This is a genomic window from Micrococcus sp. 63XJN7_6_ISO-PGPR-S23-444, from assembly GCF_058072765.1.
This window is the reverse complement of record NZ_CM176516.1, coordinates 1519753-1537169: the sequence shown is the minus strand read 5'-3', so window position 1 is coordinate 1537169 and position 17417 is coordinate 1519753. Positions and strand designations below refer to the sequence as shown.

The window sequence follows — 17417 nt, the reverse complement described above, 5'->3', positions numbered from 1 at the left end:
GCAAGGGAGCAGAGAACCAGTGCCTTCGATCATCGACCGCGTCCTGAAGATCTCGGACAACCGCGTCCTCAAGCGTATGCAGGCCACGGTGGACGCCGTGAACCTCCTCGAGGACGACTTCCGGGCGCTCAGCGATGCGGAGCTGCGTGCCGAGACGGACACGCTCCGGGCCCGGCATGCGGACGGCGAGTCGTTGGACCTGCTCCTGCCGGAGGCGTTCGCCGCGGTCCGGGAGGCCGCGGGACGCACGCTCGGCCAGCGGCACTACGACGTCCAGCTGCTCGGCGGCATCGCGCTGCACCAGGGCAACATCGCGGAGATGAAGACCGGCGAGGGCAAGACCCTCGTGGCCACCGCTCCGGCCTACCTCAACGCGCTGTCCGGCAGGGGCGTGCACGTGGTGACGGTCAACGACTTCCTCGCCTCCTACCAGGCCGACCTCATGGGCCGCGTGTTCCGCTTCCTCGGCATGCAGACGGGCGTCATCGTGGCGGGCCAGACCCCGGCCGTACGGCGGGAGCAGTACGCCGCGGACATCACCTACGGCACGAACAACGAGTTCGGCTTCGACTTCCTCCGGGACAACATGGCCTGGTCCCTCGACGAGCTCGTGCAGCGTGAGCACCACTACGCGATCGTCGACGAGGTGGACTCGATCCTCATCGACGAGGCCCGCACCCCGCTGATCATCTCCGGCCCCGCCCAGGGAGAGGCCAACCGGTGGTACGGCGAGTTCGCCCGGCTGGTGCGCCGCCTCGAGGCGGACACGGACTACGAGGTGGACCACAAGAAGCGCACCGTCGGCATCCTCGGCCCCGGCATCGAGAAGGTCGAGGACCACCTCGGCATCACGAACCTGTACGAGACGCAGAACACCACGCTCATCCAGTTCCTGAACAACGCGGTCAAGGCCAAGGAGCTGTTCAAGCGGGACAAGCACTACGTGGTCCTCGACGGCGAGGTGCAGATCGTCGACGAGCACACGGGCCGCGTGCTCAAGGGACGCCGCTACAACGAGGGGCTCCACCAGGCCATCGAGGCCAAGGAGGGCGTCGAGGTCAAGCCCGAGAACCAGACGCTGGCCACGGTGACCCTGCAGAACTACTTCCGCGGCTACGAGAAGCTCGCCGGCATGACGGGCACCGCCGAGACGGAGGCCGCCGAGTTCACGTCGACCTACGGCCTCGGCGTCGTCGTGATCCCGCCGAACCGGGAGCGACAGCGCGTGGACCGCAACGACGTGGTGTACAAGAACGAGAAGGTCAAGTTCGACGCCGTCGTCGACGACATCGCCGAGCGGCACGCGAAGGGCCAACCGGTCCTGGTGGGCACCACCTCGGTGGAGAAGTCCGAGTACCTCTCCACGCTGCTGGCCAAGCGCGGCGTCCGCCACGAGGTCCTGAACGCGAAGAACCACGCCCGCGAGGCCGCCATCGTGGCGCAGGCCGGCCGCCCGGGCGCCGTCACCGTGGCCACCAACATGGCCGGCCGCGGCACCGACATCATGCTCGGCGGCAACGCCGAGTTCACGGCGGTGGCCCGCATGCAGGAGCTGGGCCTCGACGCCGCCGAGGACCCGGAGGCGTACGAGGCCCGCTGGCCCGAGGTGCTGGCGCAGGCCGAGGCCGCCGTGGAGGACGCGCACCGCGCGGTCATCGAGGCCGGCGGCCTGTACGTGGTGGGCACCGAGCGCCACGACTCGCGCCGCATCGACAACCAGCTGCGCGGTCGTTCCGGCCGTCAGGGCGACCCGGGCGAGTCCCGGTTCTACCTCTCCCTCACGGACGAGCTCATGCGCAACTTCAACCCGGGCGTGGCCCAGCGGATCATGAACAGCCCGTCGATCCCGGACGACATGGCGCTCGAGTTCGGCTTCGTCTCGAAGGCGATCCAGAACGCGCAGGCGCAGGTCGAGGGGCGCAACGCCGAGCAGCGCAAGAACGTGCTCAAGTACGACGACGTGATGAACCGCCAGCGCGAGGCCATCTACACGGACCGCCGTTCCATCCTCGAGGGGGAGGACCTGCAGGACCGGGTGCGCCGCTTCGTGGAGGACGCCGTCGGGAACATCGTGGACGCGGCCACCGAGGAGGGCCACGCCACCGACTGGGACCTCGACCAGCTGTGGCGGGACCTGGCAGAGCTCTACCCCGTGGGCATCTCGCAGGAGGACGTCCTCGACGAGGTCGGCGGCCGGGGCCGGCTCAAGGCCGAGGTCCTCAAGCGCGAACTCGTCTCCGATGCGCTCCTGGCGTACGAGGACCGGGAGGCGCAGGTGGGGTCCGAGGCGCTGCGGGAGGCGGAGCGTCGCGTGGTGCTCGCCACCATCGGGCGCCGCTGGCAGGAGCATCTCTACGAGATGGACTACCTCAAGGAGGGCATCGGGCTGCGCGCGATGGCCCAGCGCGAGCCCCTCGTGGAGTACCAGCGCGAGGGCTACACGATGTTCCAGAACATGCTCGCCGCCATCCGCGAGGACGCCGTGCGCACGCTGTTCCAGGCGCAGATCAGTGCGGCCCCCGCGTCGACGTCGCTGCCCGGCGTCCAGGACGCCCGCGCCGTGACGATGGCCCCGCAGATCTCCGTGGAGGGCATCGACGCCCCGCAGCAGCCGGCGCAGCTGCGTTTCACCGGTCCGTCCGAGGACGGGCAGAGCGCGGTCACCCGCAGCGGCACGGACTCCGGCGCCACGGTCGCGGCGGGCACGAACCGCCGCTCCCGCCGTCAGGCGGAGCGCCGCGGCCGCCGCGGCTGACCGGCATCCTGCCACGACGCAGGACGAGGGCCCGCAGACCTCCAGGTCTCCGGGCCCTCGCTCGTCAGTCCGACGGGACGATCCGGCTCAGCCGATCTCGACCGACGTCACCTTCCACCGGCTGAGCCGCCGCTCGAGTCGGAGCGCGAAGGCCCGGGCCCGGCCCTCCCACAGCACCGTCGCGCTGGCCTCCACCCGGCCGGGCGCGACCTCGCACACGCGGGCACCCACCGGGCGGGGTGCGGACTTGGGCGTCCGGGGCGGGACGGCCGCGGAGGGCCGTCGACCGGGCCCGGTCGGCGCGACGGCGCCCAGCAGCTCCATGCGACGGGTCAACTTGTCCAGGACCTCGGGCGAGAGCCAGCCGGAGAGGTCCCGCAGGGCACGGCGGCCCGTCTCGACCTCGACGCAGGCGACGGCGATCACGGCGGCGAGCGAGCGGACGCGGCGCAGCTCCTCGCGCCCCTGTTCGGTGCGGGCCCGCCGGGCGATCTCCTCACCGCGGGGCAGGACTGCGGGGCTGTGGGCGGGCCCGTGGAGGAGGGTGTCGGCGGTGCGCCGGTCGGAAGCGGCGCGGGGGCGGGTGGCGAGGGTGGTCATGGCGGTCTCCTGAGGACGAGGCGAAGCGGGGGAGTGCAGGGTCGTGGATGTCATGGCCGTGGTCCGTCCACGCCGGCGTGCGGGGTGAACACGGGGGAGGTCAGCACGGTGCCGGGCAGCAGCAGGTGCGGGTCGTCGCCGATCACCCGTCGGTTGGCCTCGTACCAGCGGCGCCAGCGGGCGTCGATCTCTCGGGGGGTCGCGTCCGGGCCGAGCTCGGCGGCGGCGAGGTGCCACAGGCAGTCGCCGCGCCGGACGGTGACGGTCGGGTGGTCCGGATCCGCACGGCCGGTGCCGGCGCCCGGTGGGGCCGGCGCCGGGGGCCGGGGCGTCCACGCGGCGTCCGGCGCCGGGGCCTCGACGCCGGTGGCGTGCGCAGGCACCGCAGCCACGGTCCAGGAGGCGTCCGGCACGGGATGAGCCGCGTCCGCCCACGCGGCCGGTGCCGCGAGCAGCTGGGCACCGACGACGGCGCCTGCCACGCGTCCGAGCAGGGCGGGAGTGAGGCTCCGGCCCAGGCGGGCCCAGGCCGGCCGACCCGCGCGGCGCCCCAGCGCGACGAGCGCCAGCCCGATCAGGCCCACCGCCCACCATGCGAGCAGTCCGAGCCCGGCGAGACCGGCACCGAGGCCCAGCACGCGGGTCAGTTCCGCCCCGGGCGCGCTGGTGCCCGTCTGCAGCAGCGCCGCGGCACAGGCGAGCAGACCGGGACCGGCCAGAAGCAGGACGGTGAGGCCGACGGCGTCCGCCGCGTCGACCGGACGGGTCGGGGCCGGGCCGGCCGGTGATGTCGAGCGCTCCATGGATTCCCCTCCTGTGCGTCCGTCCGGCCGGGATCCCGCGATCAGGCCGGTGATGATGATCACAGTGAACTGCACGGGCCGATAGGTGTCAAGAGTGATGTTTGATGATGTTTGATGACGACCGATGTCCGGCGCTGAGCCTCCTATGCTGAGCGCATGCGGTGGAACGGACTCTTCGACGACCTGGAGGCGCACTGGGCCGACCTCGGCTGGCAGGAGACGGTGGCCGAGGCCGCGGAGCTGACCCGAGCGGAGTGGATGGCGCTGTCCCTGGCCGACCGCCTGCGCGGAGCCCGAGGGCGGCAGGTCCGGCTCCACCTGGCCTGGGGCGAGGTCGTGGACGGCGTGGTGCACACGGTGGGCCAGGGCTGGGTCGGCGTGCACGTCGACGGCTCGGGATCGGCGATCGTCGCGGTGGACTGCGTGGCGGCCGTGGAGGCCGACCTGACCCGGGCCGTGGCCGCGCCCGAGCTCGCCGCGGCCGGCTGGGGGACGGTGCTGCGCGGCATCGCGCGGACGCGCCAGCCGGTGGCGGTGACGGGACGCCTCGGCGCGGCGCTGGCGGAGGGCACCGTGGACCGGGTCGGCGGCGACCACCTCGACATCGCCCGCCACCCGCGGGACGAGGCCCGGCGGGCCGCGGCCGTCCGCGGGCGGCTCGTCATCCCGTTCGGGGCGCTGGGGACGGTCCGGACCGCGCTGCGCCCCGCCTGAGCAGACCGTGTGGGCTCAGCGGGCCTGCGCGTCCGCCTCGGTCCACTCCCGGACGCGGGCGCGCGTCACTTCCTTCTGACGTTCCACGTAGTCCTCGAGCCAGGACAGCTCGATGCGCCACTGACCGCGGCCCCCGACCTGGATGGCCTGCAGCTCACCCGAGCGGACCAGGGCACGGGCGGCCTGACCGGAGATGTTCAGGGTCTCCGCGACGTCGGTCAGGGTGAGAAAGCGCTGCACGGTGCTCCTTCGGTCGAGGCGTCCAGGACGGTCGCGGGCGGCCCACGACGTCGACCCATTCAACCCCGGGAACACCCGGAGGCGACACTTTTCCACAGCGTACGCGGCGGATCCGGCGATCCACGGCCCCTGTGGTTACTCTGGGCGCAGCGCGGAGGGGCCGACACCGACGGGGTGCCGGGGCCGCGGCGGCCCGAGGGGCCGGTCCGAAGGGGGGAACATCCGGTGTCCACGACCATGTCCGCGTCCGCCGAGGGCGGCCGTCTGCGCCGGCCCCGCTGGCGGGATCCCCGGCTCCTCGTCGGTCTCGTGCTCGTCCTCGCCTCGATCGCCGGCGTCGTGGCGCTGGTCGCCTCCGCCCAGCGGACCGCAGCGTACTGGACGGCTGCGGAGGACCTGCCCCCGGGCACACCCATCGCGTCCGGGGACCTGCGCCCCGTGGAGGTGAACCTCAGCGAGGCCGGCGAGCGGTACCTCAGCGCCGATGCTCCGGCTCCCGAGGGGCGGATGGTCTCCGGGACGGTCCGGGCCGGTGAGCTGCTGCCGGCGGCGGCACTGGTGGACGCGGACCCGGACGGCCGTCGTCCCGTCGGGGTGGCCCTGGACGAGCCGCTGCCGTCCGGCGTGGGCGTGGGAGACCGCGTGGACGTCTGGGTGGCCATGCCGGCGGAGGGAGGCCGCGGCCATGCAGACCCGGCCCGGCTGGCCGAGGCGCTCGAGATCTCCGAGGTCACGGCGGAGCAGAACGGCTTCGGCGGCTCGGGCACCACCCGGGTGCAGCTGCTGGCACCAAAGGAGACCCTGCCGCGCATCGTGGACGCGAAGGTGAAGGACGCGCGGGTCACCCTCGTGCCGGCCCACGGGGTGCGCTGACCGTGCGCATCGCCCTGGCCACCACCGTCCAGCCGGGCCTGGACCACATCGGCCCGCTCGAGCGGCACCAGACGGACATCACGGTCCTCCGCCGGGCCGAGGACATCGCCGAGCTGCTCGCCATCGCCCGCTCCGGTCTCGTGGACGCGGTCCTCGTGGCCGGGGACACCGAGTCCCTCACCGCCGCCTTCCTGGAGGAGACGGCCCGGCTGCCCCGACCCGTGGGCGTGGCGGCGCTCAGCGAGGTCCGTGCCGAGCGGCGTCGTCTCCGCAGCATGGGGGTGCCCTGCGTGCGCGCCGACGCCGACCCCGAGCAGATCGCGGCCGTCGTCGTGGAGTCCGCGAGCGCCGCCGCGGAGGGCCGCCGGCCGGAGACCTCGCACGGGGAGGACGCCGACCACGCCCGGGATCACGCCGAGGACCTCGACGACCTGCCGATCACCCTGGAGACGCTCGGCGCGGACGAGGTGCCCGGCCTCACGGACCCCTGGCGCGACGCCGACGAGCCCGACGACGCCGGGCCGGGCGCCGCCCCCGCCGCGGCCACCCCCGACGACGGCCCCGCCACCGCGGGCGAGGGAGCCGACCCCGCACCCTCTCCGGAGGAGGGCGAACCGACCGCACCCGCGCGGGAGTCCCTGGTGACCGTGGTGTGGGGTCCCACCGGCGCCCCGGGACGCACCACCGTCGCCGTGAACCTCGCCGCCGAGCACGCCGTGGCCGGCCGGAACACGCTGCTGGTCGACCTGGACACGTACGGCCCCGCCGTCGGTGTGCACCTGGGGCTGACGGAGGAGTCGGCCGGCGTGTCGCGGGCCGTGCGGCGGGCCGACCACGGCCGACTGGGCGCCGCCGACCTGGCGGCCGCGGGCGTCCGCGTCCGCGTCGCCGGCGCGGACCTGACGGTTCTGACGGGGCTCACCCGCGTGGACCGGTGGCCCGAGCTGCGCCCCGCCGCCGTCTCCGCGCTGATCGCGGCCGCCAGGGAACACTGGGACCGCGTGGTCGTCGACGTCGGGTTCGGTCTCGAGCAGGACGAGGAGTTGTCCTTCGACGTGCCCGCCCCACAGCGCAACGGTGCGACCCTGGCGGCGCTCGCCGCGGCCGACGAGGTCATCGCGGTCGGCGGGCCGGACGCCGTCGCCCTGCCCCGCCTGGTCCGCGGGGTCGAGGAGCTGGCGGAGGCGGCCCCGGCGGCACGGCTGCGCGTCGTGGTCAACCGGCTCCGGCCCGCCGCCGCCGGCGTCGCCCCGCGCGGGCAGGTCGAGGCCGTCTGGAACCGCTACGCCTCGCCGGCCACGCCCCTGGAGGCGTTCCTGCCGTGGGACCCGGCCGCCGCGGACCCCGCGCTGCTCGCCGGCCAGGTGCTCGCCGAGGCCGCTCCGAACAGCCCGCTGCGTCGCGCCCTCGCCACGCTGGCCGGTGTCCCTGCCCGCCCCGCCCGCCGCGGACGGCACCGCGCACGGCCCTCGCAGACCATCGCCGCCGTGTCGTCCGACGCCGCCCGCGACGCCACGGACACGGGCCGCCCGGCACGTCGCCGTACCCTGATCCCATGGTCAGTTCGCTCGCGCAGGACCCCCTGACGTCGCACCCGGACATCGGAGACGAGGACCGCGCCTGGCTGCAGCGGCTCGTGGGGGACTGGCAGCTCGTGGCAGACCTGGCGCTCGCGGACCTCGTGCTCTGGTGCCCCGTGCCCCGCCGCGACGAGGCCGGAGGGTTCGTCGCGCTCGCCCAGGTCCGGCCCTTCACCGCTCCCACCCTCTTCCACCGCGACATCGTGGGCTCGCGCGCCCGCGCGGACCTGCGGGCCGTCGTCGGGCAGACGTGGCATGGCGGGGAGCGGGCCGAGGGGGCCGGCCCCGTCGAGGCCCCGGGAGGCACGCTGCAGGTGCGTCTGTGGCCGGTGGTCCGCGCCGGGAGGGTCATCGCGGTCGTCTCCGCGCACGCGGACCCGAACGGCCGGCCGGCGCGCTCGGTGATCGAGGAGAACTACAGCCGGACGGCCAGCACCCTGCTGGACATGATGCAGCACGGCCGCTGGCCGGCGCCCGAGGAGCCCTCCGGCCTCTGGGCGGGCGGCACGCCGCGGGTGGGGGACGGCCTCGTCGTGCTCGGGCCGGACTCGGTCGCCGAGTTCACCAGTCCCAACGCGGTCTCCGCCCTGCGCCGGCTGGGCATCGCCTCGACCCTCGAGGGGCACCGGCTCACCGACGTGCTGGCCAGCACCGAGGCCGCCCGCGTTCCCACCGACGAGGGGACGTGGGCGGTGCTCACCGGCCTGCGTGCCGGACGGCGGGAGGTGCAGTCCGGCGGGGCGTCCCTCACGGTGCGCTCCGTCCCCCTGCTCGGTCCGGACGGCTGGCAGGGGGCGCTGCTGCTGCTGCGCGACGTGACCGAGCTGCGCCGCCAGGAGCAGCGTCTGCTCACCAAGGACGCGACCATCCGCGAGATCCACCACCGCGTCAAGAACAACCTGCAGACCGTGGGATCGCTGCTGCGCATGCAGGCGCGGCGCACGTCCTCGCCCGAGGCGGAGCGTGCGCTGCGTCAGGCGATGCAGCGGGTGGACACGATCGCCCTCGTCCACCAGACGCTGAGCGAGGAGATCGAGGACCAGGTCCCCGTGGACGGTCTGCTGCAGCGGCAGTTCCGCCTGGCCGTCGAGGTGGCCGGGGACGGGCGGCCGCTGCAGGTCGCGGTCACGGGCGAGTTCGGTGAACTGCCCTCCCACGTGACCACGCCGCTGGCGCTGGTGCTCAATGAGCTGGCGGCCAACGCCGTCGAGCACGGCACGGCGCCGGGCGGTGGCTGCGTGGGCCTGCACGCCGACCGCGAGTCGACCCCCGCAGGAACGGTGCTGGTCGTGTCCGTGACGGACGGCGGCCCCGCCGCCCCCGACGGATGGGTGCCGGGGGAGTCTCCCCGCGCGGGCGAGGGATCGGGGCTCGGCCTGCGCATCGTGCACTCGCTCGTGGAGGGGGACCTGCGCGGCACCCTGCGCTGGGAGCGGTCCGACGACGGCGGCACGCGCGTCGTGCTGCGACTGCCCCTGACGTGAACCCGGCCGGGCATGACGACGGCCCCGTCGACGAGGTCGACGGGGCCGGTGGTCCGGGTGGGTCAGGAGGCGCGGCGGGCGCGTGCCGCACGGCGCTTCATGGCGCGCCGCTCGTCCTCGCTCATGCCGCCCCAGACGCCCGAGTCCTGGCCGGACTCCATGGCCCACTTCAGGCACGTGTCCACGACCTCACACGAGCGGCACACCGCCTTGGCCTCCTCGATCTGCAGGAGGGCGGGGCCGGTGTTGCCCACGGGGAAGAACAGCTCCGGGTCCTTGTCCAGGCACGCTGCTTTACTGCGCCAATCCATCGGTCCGCTCACTTTCTGTCGGAAGAGCCGGAGCCCGCGGGCGCCGGTGGTCACGGCCTCCGCCGGCGGCGGGCGCGGGGGCCTGCGCGGACGACGCGCGGCACGACCGATACGGAGGGCGACCCTGGTCATTGCAACGGGGACCGCTTTCGTACGAACGCGGCCCCCGGGAATCTTTCGCGTGCCATCCTCGCACGGCCCTCACGAGTGAACAAGAGGTGAATGAGGTGCATCACCGCACCTCCCAGTGAGTCCTTGGTCACACCTGTGCCCGGGGCGGCGCGTCGCCGCGGACCTGGCCCGCGCACCGCCCGGCGTACGGTGGGGGACACGTCCGTCCCCGCAGCCGTCCCGCAGGAGAGGCCCCATGGCACAGTCCCGCCGCCCCGACCCCGTCGCCCCGTCCGAGTCGTCGGGCGCCGACGCGACGACGGTCCCGCCCCGCCCCGGCCGGGGCCTGCCGGTGGCCGTCCTCGTGGTCGCCGCGGCGCTCGTGCTCGAGGCGGGCGCGCTCCTCTGGCTCGCCGTGGACGCGGTGGTGCATGCGGCGGACGGGGTGCTCCCGGCCGGCGCCCGCGTGATGCTGGTCGTCATCTACGCGCTGCTCACCCTGTGGATCCTTGCGACCGCCGTCGCCCTGCTGCGCGGTCGGGCGTGGAGCCGCGGCGCCGCCGTCGCGATCCAGCTCTTCGGTGTGCTCCTGTCCTCGTGGCTCTTCAGCGTGGACGCCGCCGCTCTGGGTGGGCCGCTGCTCGCGGTCTCCGGCGTCGCGCTGCTCACCCTCTTCACGACGCCGGTCACCCGGCATCTCACCCCCGCCCCGGAGGCCTCGACGGACGCCTGAGCCCCGCCCCGACGACGACGGCGCGCCCCCGGCCAGGGGCGCGCCGTCGTCGTCATCGGGGCCGTGGTCAGTTCACCGGGCCGGTGAACTTCTCGCCGGGGCCCTTGCCCGGGGCGTCCGGGAACGGGGAGGCCTCACGGAACGCCAGCTGCAGCGAGCGCAGCCCGTCGCGCAGCGGTCCGGCGTGCTGGCTGCCGATCTCGGGGGCCGCGGCCGTGACCAGCCCGGCGAGGGCCGTGATGAGCTTGCGGGCCTCGTCGAGATCGATGAGCTCGCGGGCGTCGGGGGAGTCGGCCAGGCCGCACTTGACGGCGGCGGCGGTCATCAGGTGCACGGCGGTGGTCGTGATGACCTCGACGGCGGGGACCTCGTGGATGTCGCGGATCTCGGCGGGGGCGTCCATGGGGGTGGCGTCCTGGGCCTGACGTTCGTCTGTCATGGTGGTAAGCTTCCCATAGACCACTCGTGGTCCGCGCAAGACCTCGTCATCCGGTGACCCCGGGGCGGGCATGCACGGGCCAGGAGCAGCAAAGTGGAGGCCTCTCTCCCACCCGCGTCAGCAGGATGTCCGGTTCGCCCCGGGCCGAGTTGCCGGGTCGCCGGTCGGGACCGCCGCGTCGTGGCGCGCAGCCCGCACCGAGGGTCCCGTCCGACGGGATCGTGTCGAGGCCTCCGTCTGCGTCCGCGCAGGGGAGGCCTTCCTCGTTTCCGAGGGCCCCTCCGGTGGGCGCGGGGTCACCCGTCGTCTCACACAGAGGAGTACCACCATCAGCGATCCCCGCATCAACGAGCGTATCCGCGTTCCGGAAGTCCGCCTGGTCGGCCCGAACGGCGAACAGGTCGGCATCGTCCGCGTCGAGGACGCCCTCCGGCTCGCCGCCGAGGCGGACCTGGATCTCGTGGAGGTGGCCCCCACGGCCAAGCCTCCGGTGTGCAAGCTGATGGATTTCGGCAAGTACAAGTACGAGGCCGCGGTGAAGGCCCGTGAGTCGCGCAAGAACCAGGTGAACACGGTCCTCAAGGAGGTCCGCTTCCGCCTGAAGATCGACAAGCACGACTACGAGACCAAGACCGGCCACGCCAAGAAGTTCCTGAGCCAGGGCGACAAGGTCAAGGCCATCATCCAGTTCCGCGGCCGTGAGCAGCAGCGTCCCGAACTCGGCATCAAGCTGCTGCAGCAGTTCGCCGAGGACGTCGCCGAGCTGGGCACCGTCGAATCGCAGCCGCGCCAGGACGGCCGCAACATGGTGATGGTGGTCGGCCCGCTGCGCACCAAGGCCGATGCGCGGGCGGACCAGCGCAAGAACTCGGCCGAGAGCCACCGCGAGCGTCAGGGCGGCGGTTCGCGTCGCGACCAGGCCGCCCGCGAGGCCAAGGAGCGCGCCGCGCAGAAGGCGGCGTCCGACTCCGCCCCGGTGCGGAATTCGGTCGGGGATGCGTTCCCCGAGCAGCTGAAGGCCATGGCCGCCCGGACGCAGGAGAACGCCTCCGCGGCCCCGGCCGAGACGACGCAGGCGCCGAAGACCCCGGCCCCGGCGGCTCCCCGCCCGGCCGCGGCCGCCCCGGCTGCGAAGCCGGCCTCCAGCGCCACGCCCGCATCGGCCCCGAAGCCGGCCGCGACGCCGAAGCCGCAGTCCTCGGCTGCGCCGGCTGCCACGCCGAAGCCGCGGTCCGCCGCCAAGCCGGCCGCGCCGTCGTCGGCTCCGAAGCCGGCGGCCAAGCCGATGCCGGCCCCGCCCAAGCCCGCCGCCCCCCGCGGCGGTGCCCCCAAGCCCGGTCCTCGGGCCTGACCCCCCGGGGTCGCCACAGACCAGCCCGGTCCGGACGGACCGGGGTGACCAGCACTGCCGCGCGCGCCGCGCACGGCAGCGATGAGTGAAGGAGAACGGCAGCCATGCCGAAGATGAAGACCCACAGCGGTGCCAAGAAGCGCTTCCGCGTGACCGGCTCCGGCAAGATCATGCGCCAGCAGGCGAACCGCCGCCACTACCTGGAGCACAAGTCCTCGCGCCTGACCCGCCGTCTCAAGGGCGACCAGCTCGTCTCCAAGGGCAGCATCAAGCAGATCAAGCGGATGCTCGGCATCTGACACCCCCCCGGCCTCGCCGGAACCCCTTCCTCCTCGGCCGTGACGCGCCAGTGCGCGCCCCGGGGACCACACAGATTGGAGTACGCACGTGGCACGTGTGAAGCGGGCAGTGAACGCCCACAAGAAGCGTCGGACCATGCTGGAGCGCGCCTCCGGCTACCGCGGCCAGCGGTCTCGCCTGTACCGCAAGGCGAAGGAGCAGATGCTCCACTCGTTCACCTACAACTACCAGCACCGCCACAAGCGCAAGGGTGACTTCCGTCGCCTGTGGATCACCCGCATCAACGCGGCCGCCCGCGCCAACGGCATGACCTACAACCGCTTCATGCAGGGCCTCAAGCTGGCCGGCGTCGAGGTGGACCGCCGCATGCTGGCCGAGATCGCCGTCTCCGACGCCGCGACCTTCGCTGTGCTGGTGAAGACCGCCCGCGAGGCGCTGCCCGCGGACGTGAACGCCCCCGCCGTCTCCCGCTGAGCCGGCTCCGGGGCCCTGAGAGCCCCACCACCACGCCCCAGGCGTGAGCACCACCGCCGACGGGGCGGGTCCTCCACCGAGGCCCGCCCCGTCGGCGTCTGCGCACCCGCAGCCGAGCCCCGACCAGGAAGACCCCATGACCCCGCACGCCGAGCCGATGACCCATCCCCGCGCCGAGCGCGTGCGCGCGGTGGCAGCCCTCGCGGGCCGCTCCGCCCGACGCCGGACGGGCACGTTCCTCGTCGAGGGGCCGCAGGCCTGCCGCGAGGCCTTGCGCGCCCACCTGGGGGAGGGGCCGACGGCCGCCGCGGGGCAGTGGCGCGCCGGGCGGGTGCTGACCCAGGTGTACGTGTCCGGCGGACTCGTGGACCGGGACCCCGCGCTGGCCGAGCTCGTGGCGCGCGTCCGGGACCGCCCGACGCCGGGTGGTGAGCGCGTCCTGGTGCGCGAGGCCAGCGACGAGGTGCTCACCGCCATGGCCGACGCCGTGACGGGGCAGGACATCGTCGCCGTGGCGCGGATGCCGGAGCCGCAGGCCGTCGAAGCGGTCCTCGAGGAGGCGCGCCTGGCCGCCGTGCTGTGCCGCGTGCAGGACCCGGGGAACGCCGGCACGGTCATCCGGGCCGCGGACGCGGCCGGGGCGGACGCGGTGGTCCTCACCCCGGGCTCCGTCGACCCGTTCAACCCCAAGGTGGTCCGGTCCACCGCCGGGTCGCTGTTCCACCTGCCCGTGGCCACCGCCGTCCCCGCAGAGGCGGCGGCGGCCGCAGCCCGGGCCGCAGGCCTCCAGGTGTGGGCCGCCGACGGCTACGCCTCGGACCGGCTCGACGCCCTCGCCCCCGGCGTGGTTGCCGCGCCGACCGCGTGGCTGTTCGGCAACGAAGCTCAGGGCCTGGACGACGGTGAGCTCGCACTGGCGGACCGCCGGGTGGCGGTGCCGCTGTATGGGGCCGCGGAGTCCCTGAACGTGGGGACCGCCGCCACGGTGTGCCTGTACTCGTCCGCGATGGCGGGGGCGCGGCGCGCCGGCTGACGTGGCGCACGAGGCGGCGCCAGCCGTCCGGACACGCAGAAGGGGCGGGGATCCGCGTGGATCCCCGCCCCTTCTGCGTGTCCGGGTCGAACCGGGCCGCTCAGCTCACTCAGGCACGGGTGCCGGTGCGGCGGGTGATGGCCTGCCACACGGCCGCGACGATGACACCACCGATGATCGCGAAGATCCAGGTGCCCAGACTGAAGAACTTCTCGTTCACGTTGATGTTGAACACCAGGGAGGCGATCCAGCCGCCGAGGAGAGCACCGACAATGCCGGTGAGGAGGGCGCCGAGCCAGCCGCCGCCCTGACGTCCGGGGAGGATGGCGCGAGCGATGGCACCGGCGATGAGGCCGAGAACGATCCAGCCAATGATGCCCATGATGATGGTTCCTTTCGGGTTTCGAATCTGACGTACGAGAAGGAACGTAGCAAGGGATTTTCACGGGGGGCCACCTCTGGCGCCCCGACTTTTTCGAGATTCTCCGACGTGACGAGGTTCGCCCCGGCCTCGTGTGGGAGATTCAGCGGGGCGAGCCGCCGTCGTCAGCCCGGACGCCGGGTGAGGCCGCGACGTCGCGGCGCACGAGGAGGAACGCCAGCACCAGGCCCGCCAGGGCGATGCCCGCACCGACCAGCGGCGGGGTCCGCAGCGACGCCCCGGCCCCGATCGCGGCCGCCCCGACCCACGCGCCCATCGCGTTGGCCATGTTCAGCGCGGAGTGGTTGAGCGAACCGGCCAGCTGGGGTGCGGTGGGCGCGGAGTCCACGAGCAGCACCTGCAGGGACGGGGCGATCCCGGAGCCGCTGACGGCCACGCAGAAGAGGAACACGATCATCACCGGCGCCCACGGGGCCGTCAGTGCGACGGCGGCCAGCGAGACCGCGCTGAGCCCGAAGCTCAGGCGCAGGGTGCCGACCGGGTCGCGGTCCGTGAGCGCGCCGCTGACGAGCGTGCCGATCACCATGCCGACGCCGTAGAGGGCCAGCACGGCGGGGACCCACCGTTCCTCGAGGCCCGCGACCTCCGTGAGCAGCGGCGCGATGTAGGTGTAGAGCGCGAACATGCCGGCGAAGCCGATCACGCCCACGGCCACCGTCGCCCACAGGCGGCCGGAGGCCAGACCGCGCAGCTCGCGGCCGACCGAGGCGCCCGCGGGGGCCGGCACGGACGGGACGAGCCACGCGGTCGCCCCGACGCACAGGGCCGCGCAGACCGCCACGATGACGAACATCCAGCGCCAGCCGACGGCCTGCCCGAGCGCCGTCGCGCCCGGCACGCCCAGCACGTTGGCCACGGACAGCCCGGCCATCACCCACGCCACGGCCTGGCCGCGGCGGGCGGGCCCGGCGAGGTCCGCCGCGGCCAGGGCGGCCGCGGAGAAGTAGGCGCCGTGGGGCAGGCCCGACACGAACCGGGCCGCCATCATGCTCCCCATGTCCGGGGCGAGGAACGCGGCCACGTGTCCCACGACGAACAGCAGCATCAGCACGATGCTCGTGACCCGCCGGTCGACGCGAGCGAACGACGCGGCCAGCAGGGGAGCGCCGATCACGACGCCCAGGGCGTACATGGAGATGAGCACGCCGCCGGCCTCGAGACCGACGCCGAGGTCGGCCACCGCCTGCGGCAGCAGGCCCATCATCGCGAACTCCGTGGTGCCGATCGCGAAGCTGCCCAGGGCCAGCGCGAGGATGGCCGGCAGCAGACGCACACGGCGGCCGCCCAGCAACGCGCCCGGGCCCGGCGGCACGGTCGGCGGAACGGACGGGTCTGGGCGCGTCGGACGCGGAGCACGGGGGGAACGGTCGTGGGCGCCGTCGGCGGCGGGAGTGGGGATGGGCACCGACCCAGCCTACGGACTCCGGTCTGCGGGGGCGGGGGCCTCGCTAGCCTGGGCTCATGACCTCCGCCACACCTGTGCGCCCCGCGCCCGCCGCCAGCCCGACGACGTCGCCCCGGGACGGTGCGCGACCGCGGCAGGTCGTGGGGCTCGCGCTGCTCGACGATGTGGCCGCGCCGACCCGCCTGCTGGCGGCCCGTCGCAGCGCGCCTGCCCCGCTGCGGGGGCTCTGGGAGTTCCCCGGGGGCAAGGTCGAGCCGGGGGAGGGCGTCCAGGAGGCGCTGCTGCGGGAGTGCCGGGAGGAGCTCGGGGTCGCCGTGCGGCTCGGCCCCGAGGTGGCGGCGCCGGAGCCGGACGGGTGGGAGCTGGCCAACGGCGCCCGGATGCGGGTGTTCTGGGGCGTCCTGGCGGAGGAGGGGGCGACGCCCCGAGCCCTCCAGGACCACGACCTGCTGGCGTGGCTGCCGCTCGCCGGGCCGGGCGTGCGGCACCTGGACTGGATCCCGGCGGACCGGCCGATCGTGGCCGAGGTGCTCCGTGGCGCCGCCACGGCGTTCTCCGCGGGGCGCTGAGTCGACACGCGGCCGGCCGCGCCCCGCGGACCGGTCAGAACAGCGCGGGCTGCGCCGCCGGAGCGGAGGGCCGGGACGCCGGCCGGCGCCGGGCCGGGGGACCGTCCTCGCGCCGGATGCCGTGGGCGCCGCCGCGGGCCAGGCCGTGCCGTGCGGCGGCCTCCCCGGCCATCCGGGTGAGCATGCGGCGGTACGACTCGGGCGCGTAGGCGGACCGGGCGTACATCTGCTCGTAGCCGGCCAGCAGATCCGGGTGCTCGCGGCGGATCCAGTCCAGGTACCACTCCTTCGCGCCCGGCCGCAGGTGCAGGGCGCCCGGCATGACGCGCGCGGCTCCGGCGTCCGCCAGCGCGCGCATGAGGGCGTCGATCTCGCGGTCCCCGTCCGTGAGCCACGGCAGCAGGGGCATGGCCATGACGGTGACGTCCGCACCCGCGGCGGCGAGCCGCTCGATCAGGCGCAGGCGTGCGGTCGGCGACGGCGTGCCCGGCTCGACCGCGGCGGCGATGGCGGGGTCGAGCATCGCCAGGGACAGCGAGACCTGCACCGGCACCTGGCGCGAGGCCGCCTGCAGCAGGGGCACATCCCGCGCGAGCAGGGTCCCCTTGGTCAGCACGGAGAACGGGGTGCCGGAATCGGCCAGGGCCCGGATGATCCCGGGCATCAGCGCGTAGCGGCCCTCGGCCCGCTGATACGGGTCCGTGTTCGTCCCCAACGCCACCGCCTCGCGGCCCCACGTGGGGCGGGCGAGTTCGGCGCGCAGCACCTCGGCGACGTTGACCTTCACGACGATCTGCCGGTCGAAGTCGGCCCCGGCGTCGAGCTCGAGGAAGGTGTGGGTGCTGCGGGCGTAGCAGTACCGGCAGGCGTGGGTGCAGCCGCGGTACGGGTTCACGGTCCAGCGGAACGGCATGGCCGAGGCGGACGGCACCGAGTTCAGTGCGGTCTTGGCGAGCACCTCATGGAAGGTGACGCCCGCGAACTCCGGGGTGGTGACACTCCGCTGCAGGTCCGAGAGCGGCAGCAGGGCGGCGGAGCCGGCCGGTGTGCCGGCCGTCGCCCGCTGGGCTCCGCCCTCGGACCGCAGGGTCTGCGCTTCCCATCGCATGGCCAGAAGTAGAACACATGTTCGAATCGACCCGCAAGCGTGTTCGAGTCCGGGCGTGGCGCGGGCGCCGAGACGCGCCTACCGTGGTCGCC

At 74.3% G+C, this 17417-nt stretch carries 19 protein-coding genes; 11 read left to right on the top strand and 8 right to left on the bottom strand.

Features of this window, described 5'->3' with window-relative positions:
• The first annotated feature begins 19 nt into the window (after positions 1-19).
• Positions 20-2755 carry a preprotein translocase subunit SecA gene (gene secA / locus AC3RJ9_RS06995; RefSeq protein ID WP_123244134.1) on the top strand — a complete coding sequence of 912 codons (2736 nt, stop codon included), beginning with the start codon at positions 20-22 and terminating at the stop codon, positions 2753-2755.
• A gap of 87 nt (positions 2756-2842) precedes the next feature.
• Here secA and AC3RJ9_RS06990 read toward each other — a convergent pair whose 3' ends face one another.
• Both AC3RJ9_RS06990 and AC3RJ9_RS06985 read right to left on the bottom strand, forming a co-directional pair.
• A complete protein-coding gene (locus tag AC3RJ9_RS06990) occupies positions 2843-3355 on the bottom strand; it encodes an Rv3235 family protein (RefSeq protein ID WP_052833459.1) in 513 nt (170 codons plus the stop codon).
• Positions 3356-3405: 50 nt separating this feature from the next.
• Entirely contained in the window at positions 3406-4158 is a 753-nt protein-coding gene (locus tag AC3RJ9_RS06985) for a LysM peptidoglycan-binding domain-containing protein (RefSeq protein ID WP_044659782.1), read from the bottom strand.
• Between the two features lie 156 nt (positions 4159-4314).
• Here AC3RJ9_RS06985 and AC3RJ9_RS06980 point away from each other — a divergent pair, with 156 nt between their 5' ends.
• Positions 4315-4872 (top strand): hypothetical protein, encoded by a 558-nt coding sequence (locus AC3RJ9_RS06980; protein ID WP_036383497.1) that lies wholly within the window; start codon positions 4315-4317, stop codon positions 4870-4872.
• Positions 4873-4887: 15 nt separating this feature from the next.
• On the opposite strand, the gene AC3RJ9_RS06975 is transcribed toward AC3RJ9_RS06980, so the two are convergent.
• On the bottom strand, positions 4888-5112 hold the full coding sequence (locus AC3RJ9_RS06975) for a helix-turn-helix domain-containing protein (protein WP_123244132.1): 225 nt from the start codon (positions 5110-5112) through the stop codon (positions 4888-4890).
• Positions 5113-5337: 225 nt separating this feature from the next.
• On the opposite strand from AC3RJ9_RS06975, the gene AC3RJ9_RS06970 reads away from it, so the two are divergent.
• From AC3RJ9_RS06970 to AC3RJ9_RS06960, 3 genes are read left to right on the top strand one after another with little or no spacing between them, the layout of a single operon-like run.
• Complete coding sequence (locus tag AC3RJ9_RS06970; RefSeq protein ID WP_123244131.1) at positions 5338-5985, top strand: CpaB family protein; 648 nt, start codon at positions 5338-5340, stop codon at positions 5983-5985.
• A gap of 2 nt (positions 5986-5987) precedes the next feature.
• A complete protein-coding gene (locus tag AC3RJ9_RS06965) occupies positions 5988-7571 on the top strand; it encodes a tyrosine-protein kinase family protein (protein ID WP_123244130.1) in 1584 nt (527 codons plus the stop codon).
• Positions 7541-9049, top strand: coding sequence for a sensor histidine kinase (locus AC3RJ9_RS06960; protein ID WP_036316015.1), 1509 nt, complete (start codon positions 7541-7543; stop codon positions 9047-9049). The genes AC3RJ9_RS06965 and AC3RJ9_RS06960 overlap by 31 nt, the downstream gene beginning before the upstream one ends.
• Positions 9050-9111: 62 nt before the next feature.
• On the opposite strand, the gene AC3RJ9_RS06955 is transcribed toward AC3RJ9_RS06960, so the two are convergent.
• Complete coding sequence (locus AC3RJ9_RS06955; RefSeq protein ID WP_002854852.1) at positions 9112-9360, bottom strand: WhiB family transcriptional regulator; 249 nt, start codon at positions 9358-9360, stop codon at positions 9112-9114.
• Between the two features lie 367 nt (positions 9361-9727).
• On the opposite strand from AC3RJ9_RS06955, the gene AC3RJ9_RS06950 reads away from it, so the two are divergent.
• Positions 9728-10204: a hypothetical protein gene (locus AC3RJ9_RS06950; protein WP_041105247.1), complete on the top strand. Its 477-nt coding sequence runs from the start codon at positions 9728-9730 to the stop codon at positions 10202-10204.
• A 67-nt stretch (positions 10205-10271) separates the two neighbouring features.
• Here AC3RJ9_RS06950 and AC3RJ9_RS06945 read toward each other — a convergent pair whose 3' ends face one another.
• Positions 10272-10643, bottom strand: coding sequence for a DUF1844 domain-containing protein (locus tag AC3RJ9_RS06945; RefSeq protein ID WP_036313345.1), 372 nt, complete (start codon positions 10641-10643; stop codon positions 10272-10274).
• Between the two features lie 328 nt (positions 10644-10971).
• On the opposite strand from AC3RJ9_RS06945, the gene infC reads away from it, so the two are divergent.
• The 4 genes from infC to AC3RJ9_RS06925 all read left to right on the top strand — a co-directional run bounded on the left by infC (position 10972) and on the right by AC3RJ9_RS06925 (position 13801).
• Positions 10972-11994 carry a translation initiation factor IF-3 gene (gene infC / locus AC3RJ9_RS06940; RefSeq protein ID WP_225348917.1) on the top strand — a complete coding sequence of 341 codons (1023 nt, stop codon included), beginning with the start codon at positions 10972-10974 and terminating at the stop codon, positions 11992-11994.
• Between the two features lie 104 nt (positions 11995-12098).
• Entirely contained in the window at positions 12099-12293 is a 195-nt protein-coding gene (rpmI, locus tag AC3RJ9_RS06935) for a 50S ribosomal protein L35 (RefSeq protein ID WP_002853699.1), read from the top strand.
• An 88-nt stretch (positions 12294-12381) separates the two neighbouring features.
• Positions 12382-12768, top strand: a complete 387-nt coding sequence (gene rplT / locus AC3RJ9_RS06930; protein ID WP_041105250.1) for a 50S ribosomal protein L20 — start codon at positions 12382-12384, stop codon at positions 12766-12768.
• A 136-nt stretch (positions 12769-12904) separates the two neighbouring features.
• Positions 12905-13801: a TrmH family RNA methyltransferase gene (locus tag AC3RJ9_RS06925; RefSeq protein ID WP_049145970.1), complete on the top strand. Its 897-nt coding sequence runs from the start codon at positions 12905-12907 to the stop codon at positions 13799-13801.
• Positions 13802-13910: 109 nt separating this feature from the next.
• On the opposite strand, the gene AC3RJ9_RS06920 is transcribed toward AC3RJ9_RS06925, so the two are convergent.
• Together AC3RJ9_RS06920 and AC3RJ9_RS06915 are read right to left on the bottom strand one after the other, a co-directional pair.
• A complete protein-coding gene (locus tag AC3RJ9_RS06920; protein WP_061866994.1) occupies positions 13911-14183 on the bottom strand; it encodes a GlsB/YeaQ/YmgE family stress response membrane protein in 273 nt (90 codons plus the stop codon).
• Positions 14184-14325: 142 nt separating this feature from the next.
• A complete protein-coding gene (locus tag AC3RJ9_RS06915) occupies positions 14326-15648 on the bottom strand; it encodes an MFS transporter (RefSeq protein WP_061866993.1) in 1323 nt (440 codons plus the stop codon).
• 56 nt (positions 15649-15704) lie between these two features.
• Between AC3RJ9_RS06915 and AC3RJ9_RS06910 the strand changes: the two genes are divergently transcribed.
• Positions 15705-16217 carry a (deoxy)nucleoside triphosphate pyrophosphohydrolase gene (locus AC3RJ9_RS06910; protein WP_061866992.1) on the top strand — a complete coding sequence of 171 codons (513 nt, stop codon included), beginning with the start codon at positions 15705-15707 and terminating at the stop codon, positions 16215-16217.
• 34 nt (positions 16218-16251) lie between these two features.
• Here the strand turns inward: AC3RJ9_RS06910 and AC3RJ9_RS06905 are convergent, their stop codons facing one another.
• Positions 16252-17325, bottom strand: a complete 1074-nt coding sequence (locus AC3RJ9_RS06905; protein ID WP_020624690.1) for an Rv2578c family radical SAM protein — start codon at positions 17323-17325, stop codon at positions 16252-16254.
• Positions 17326-17417 lie beyond the last annotated feature (92 nt).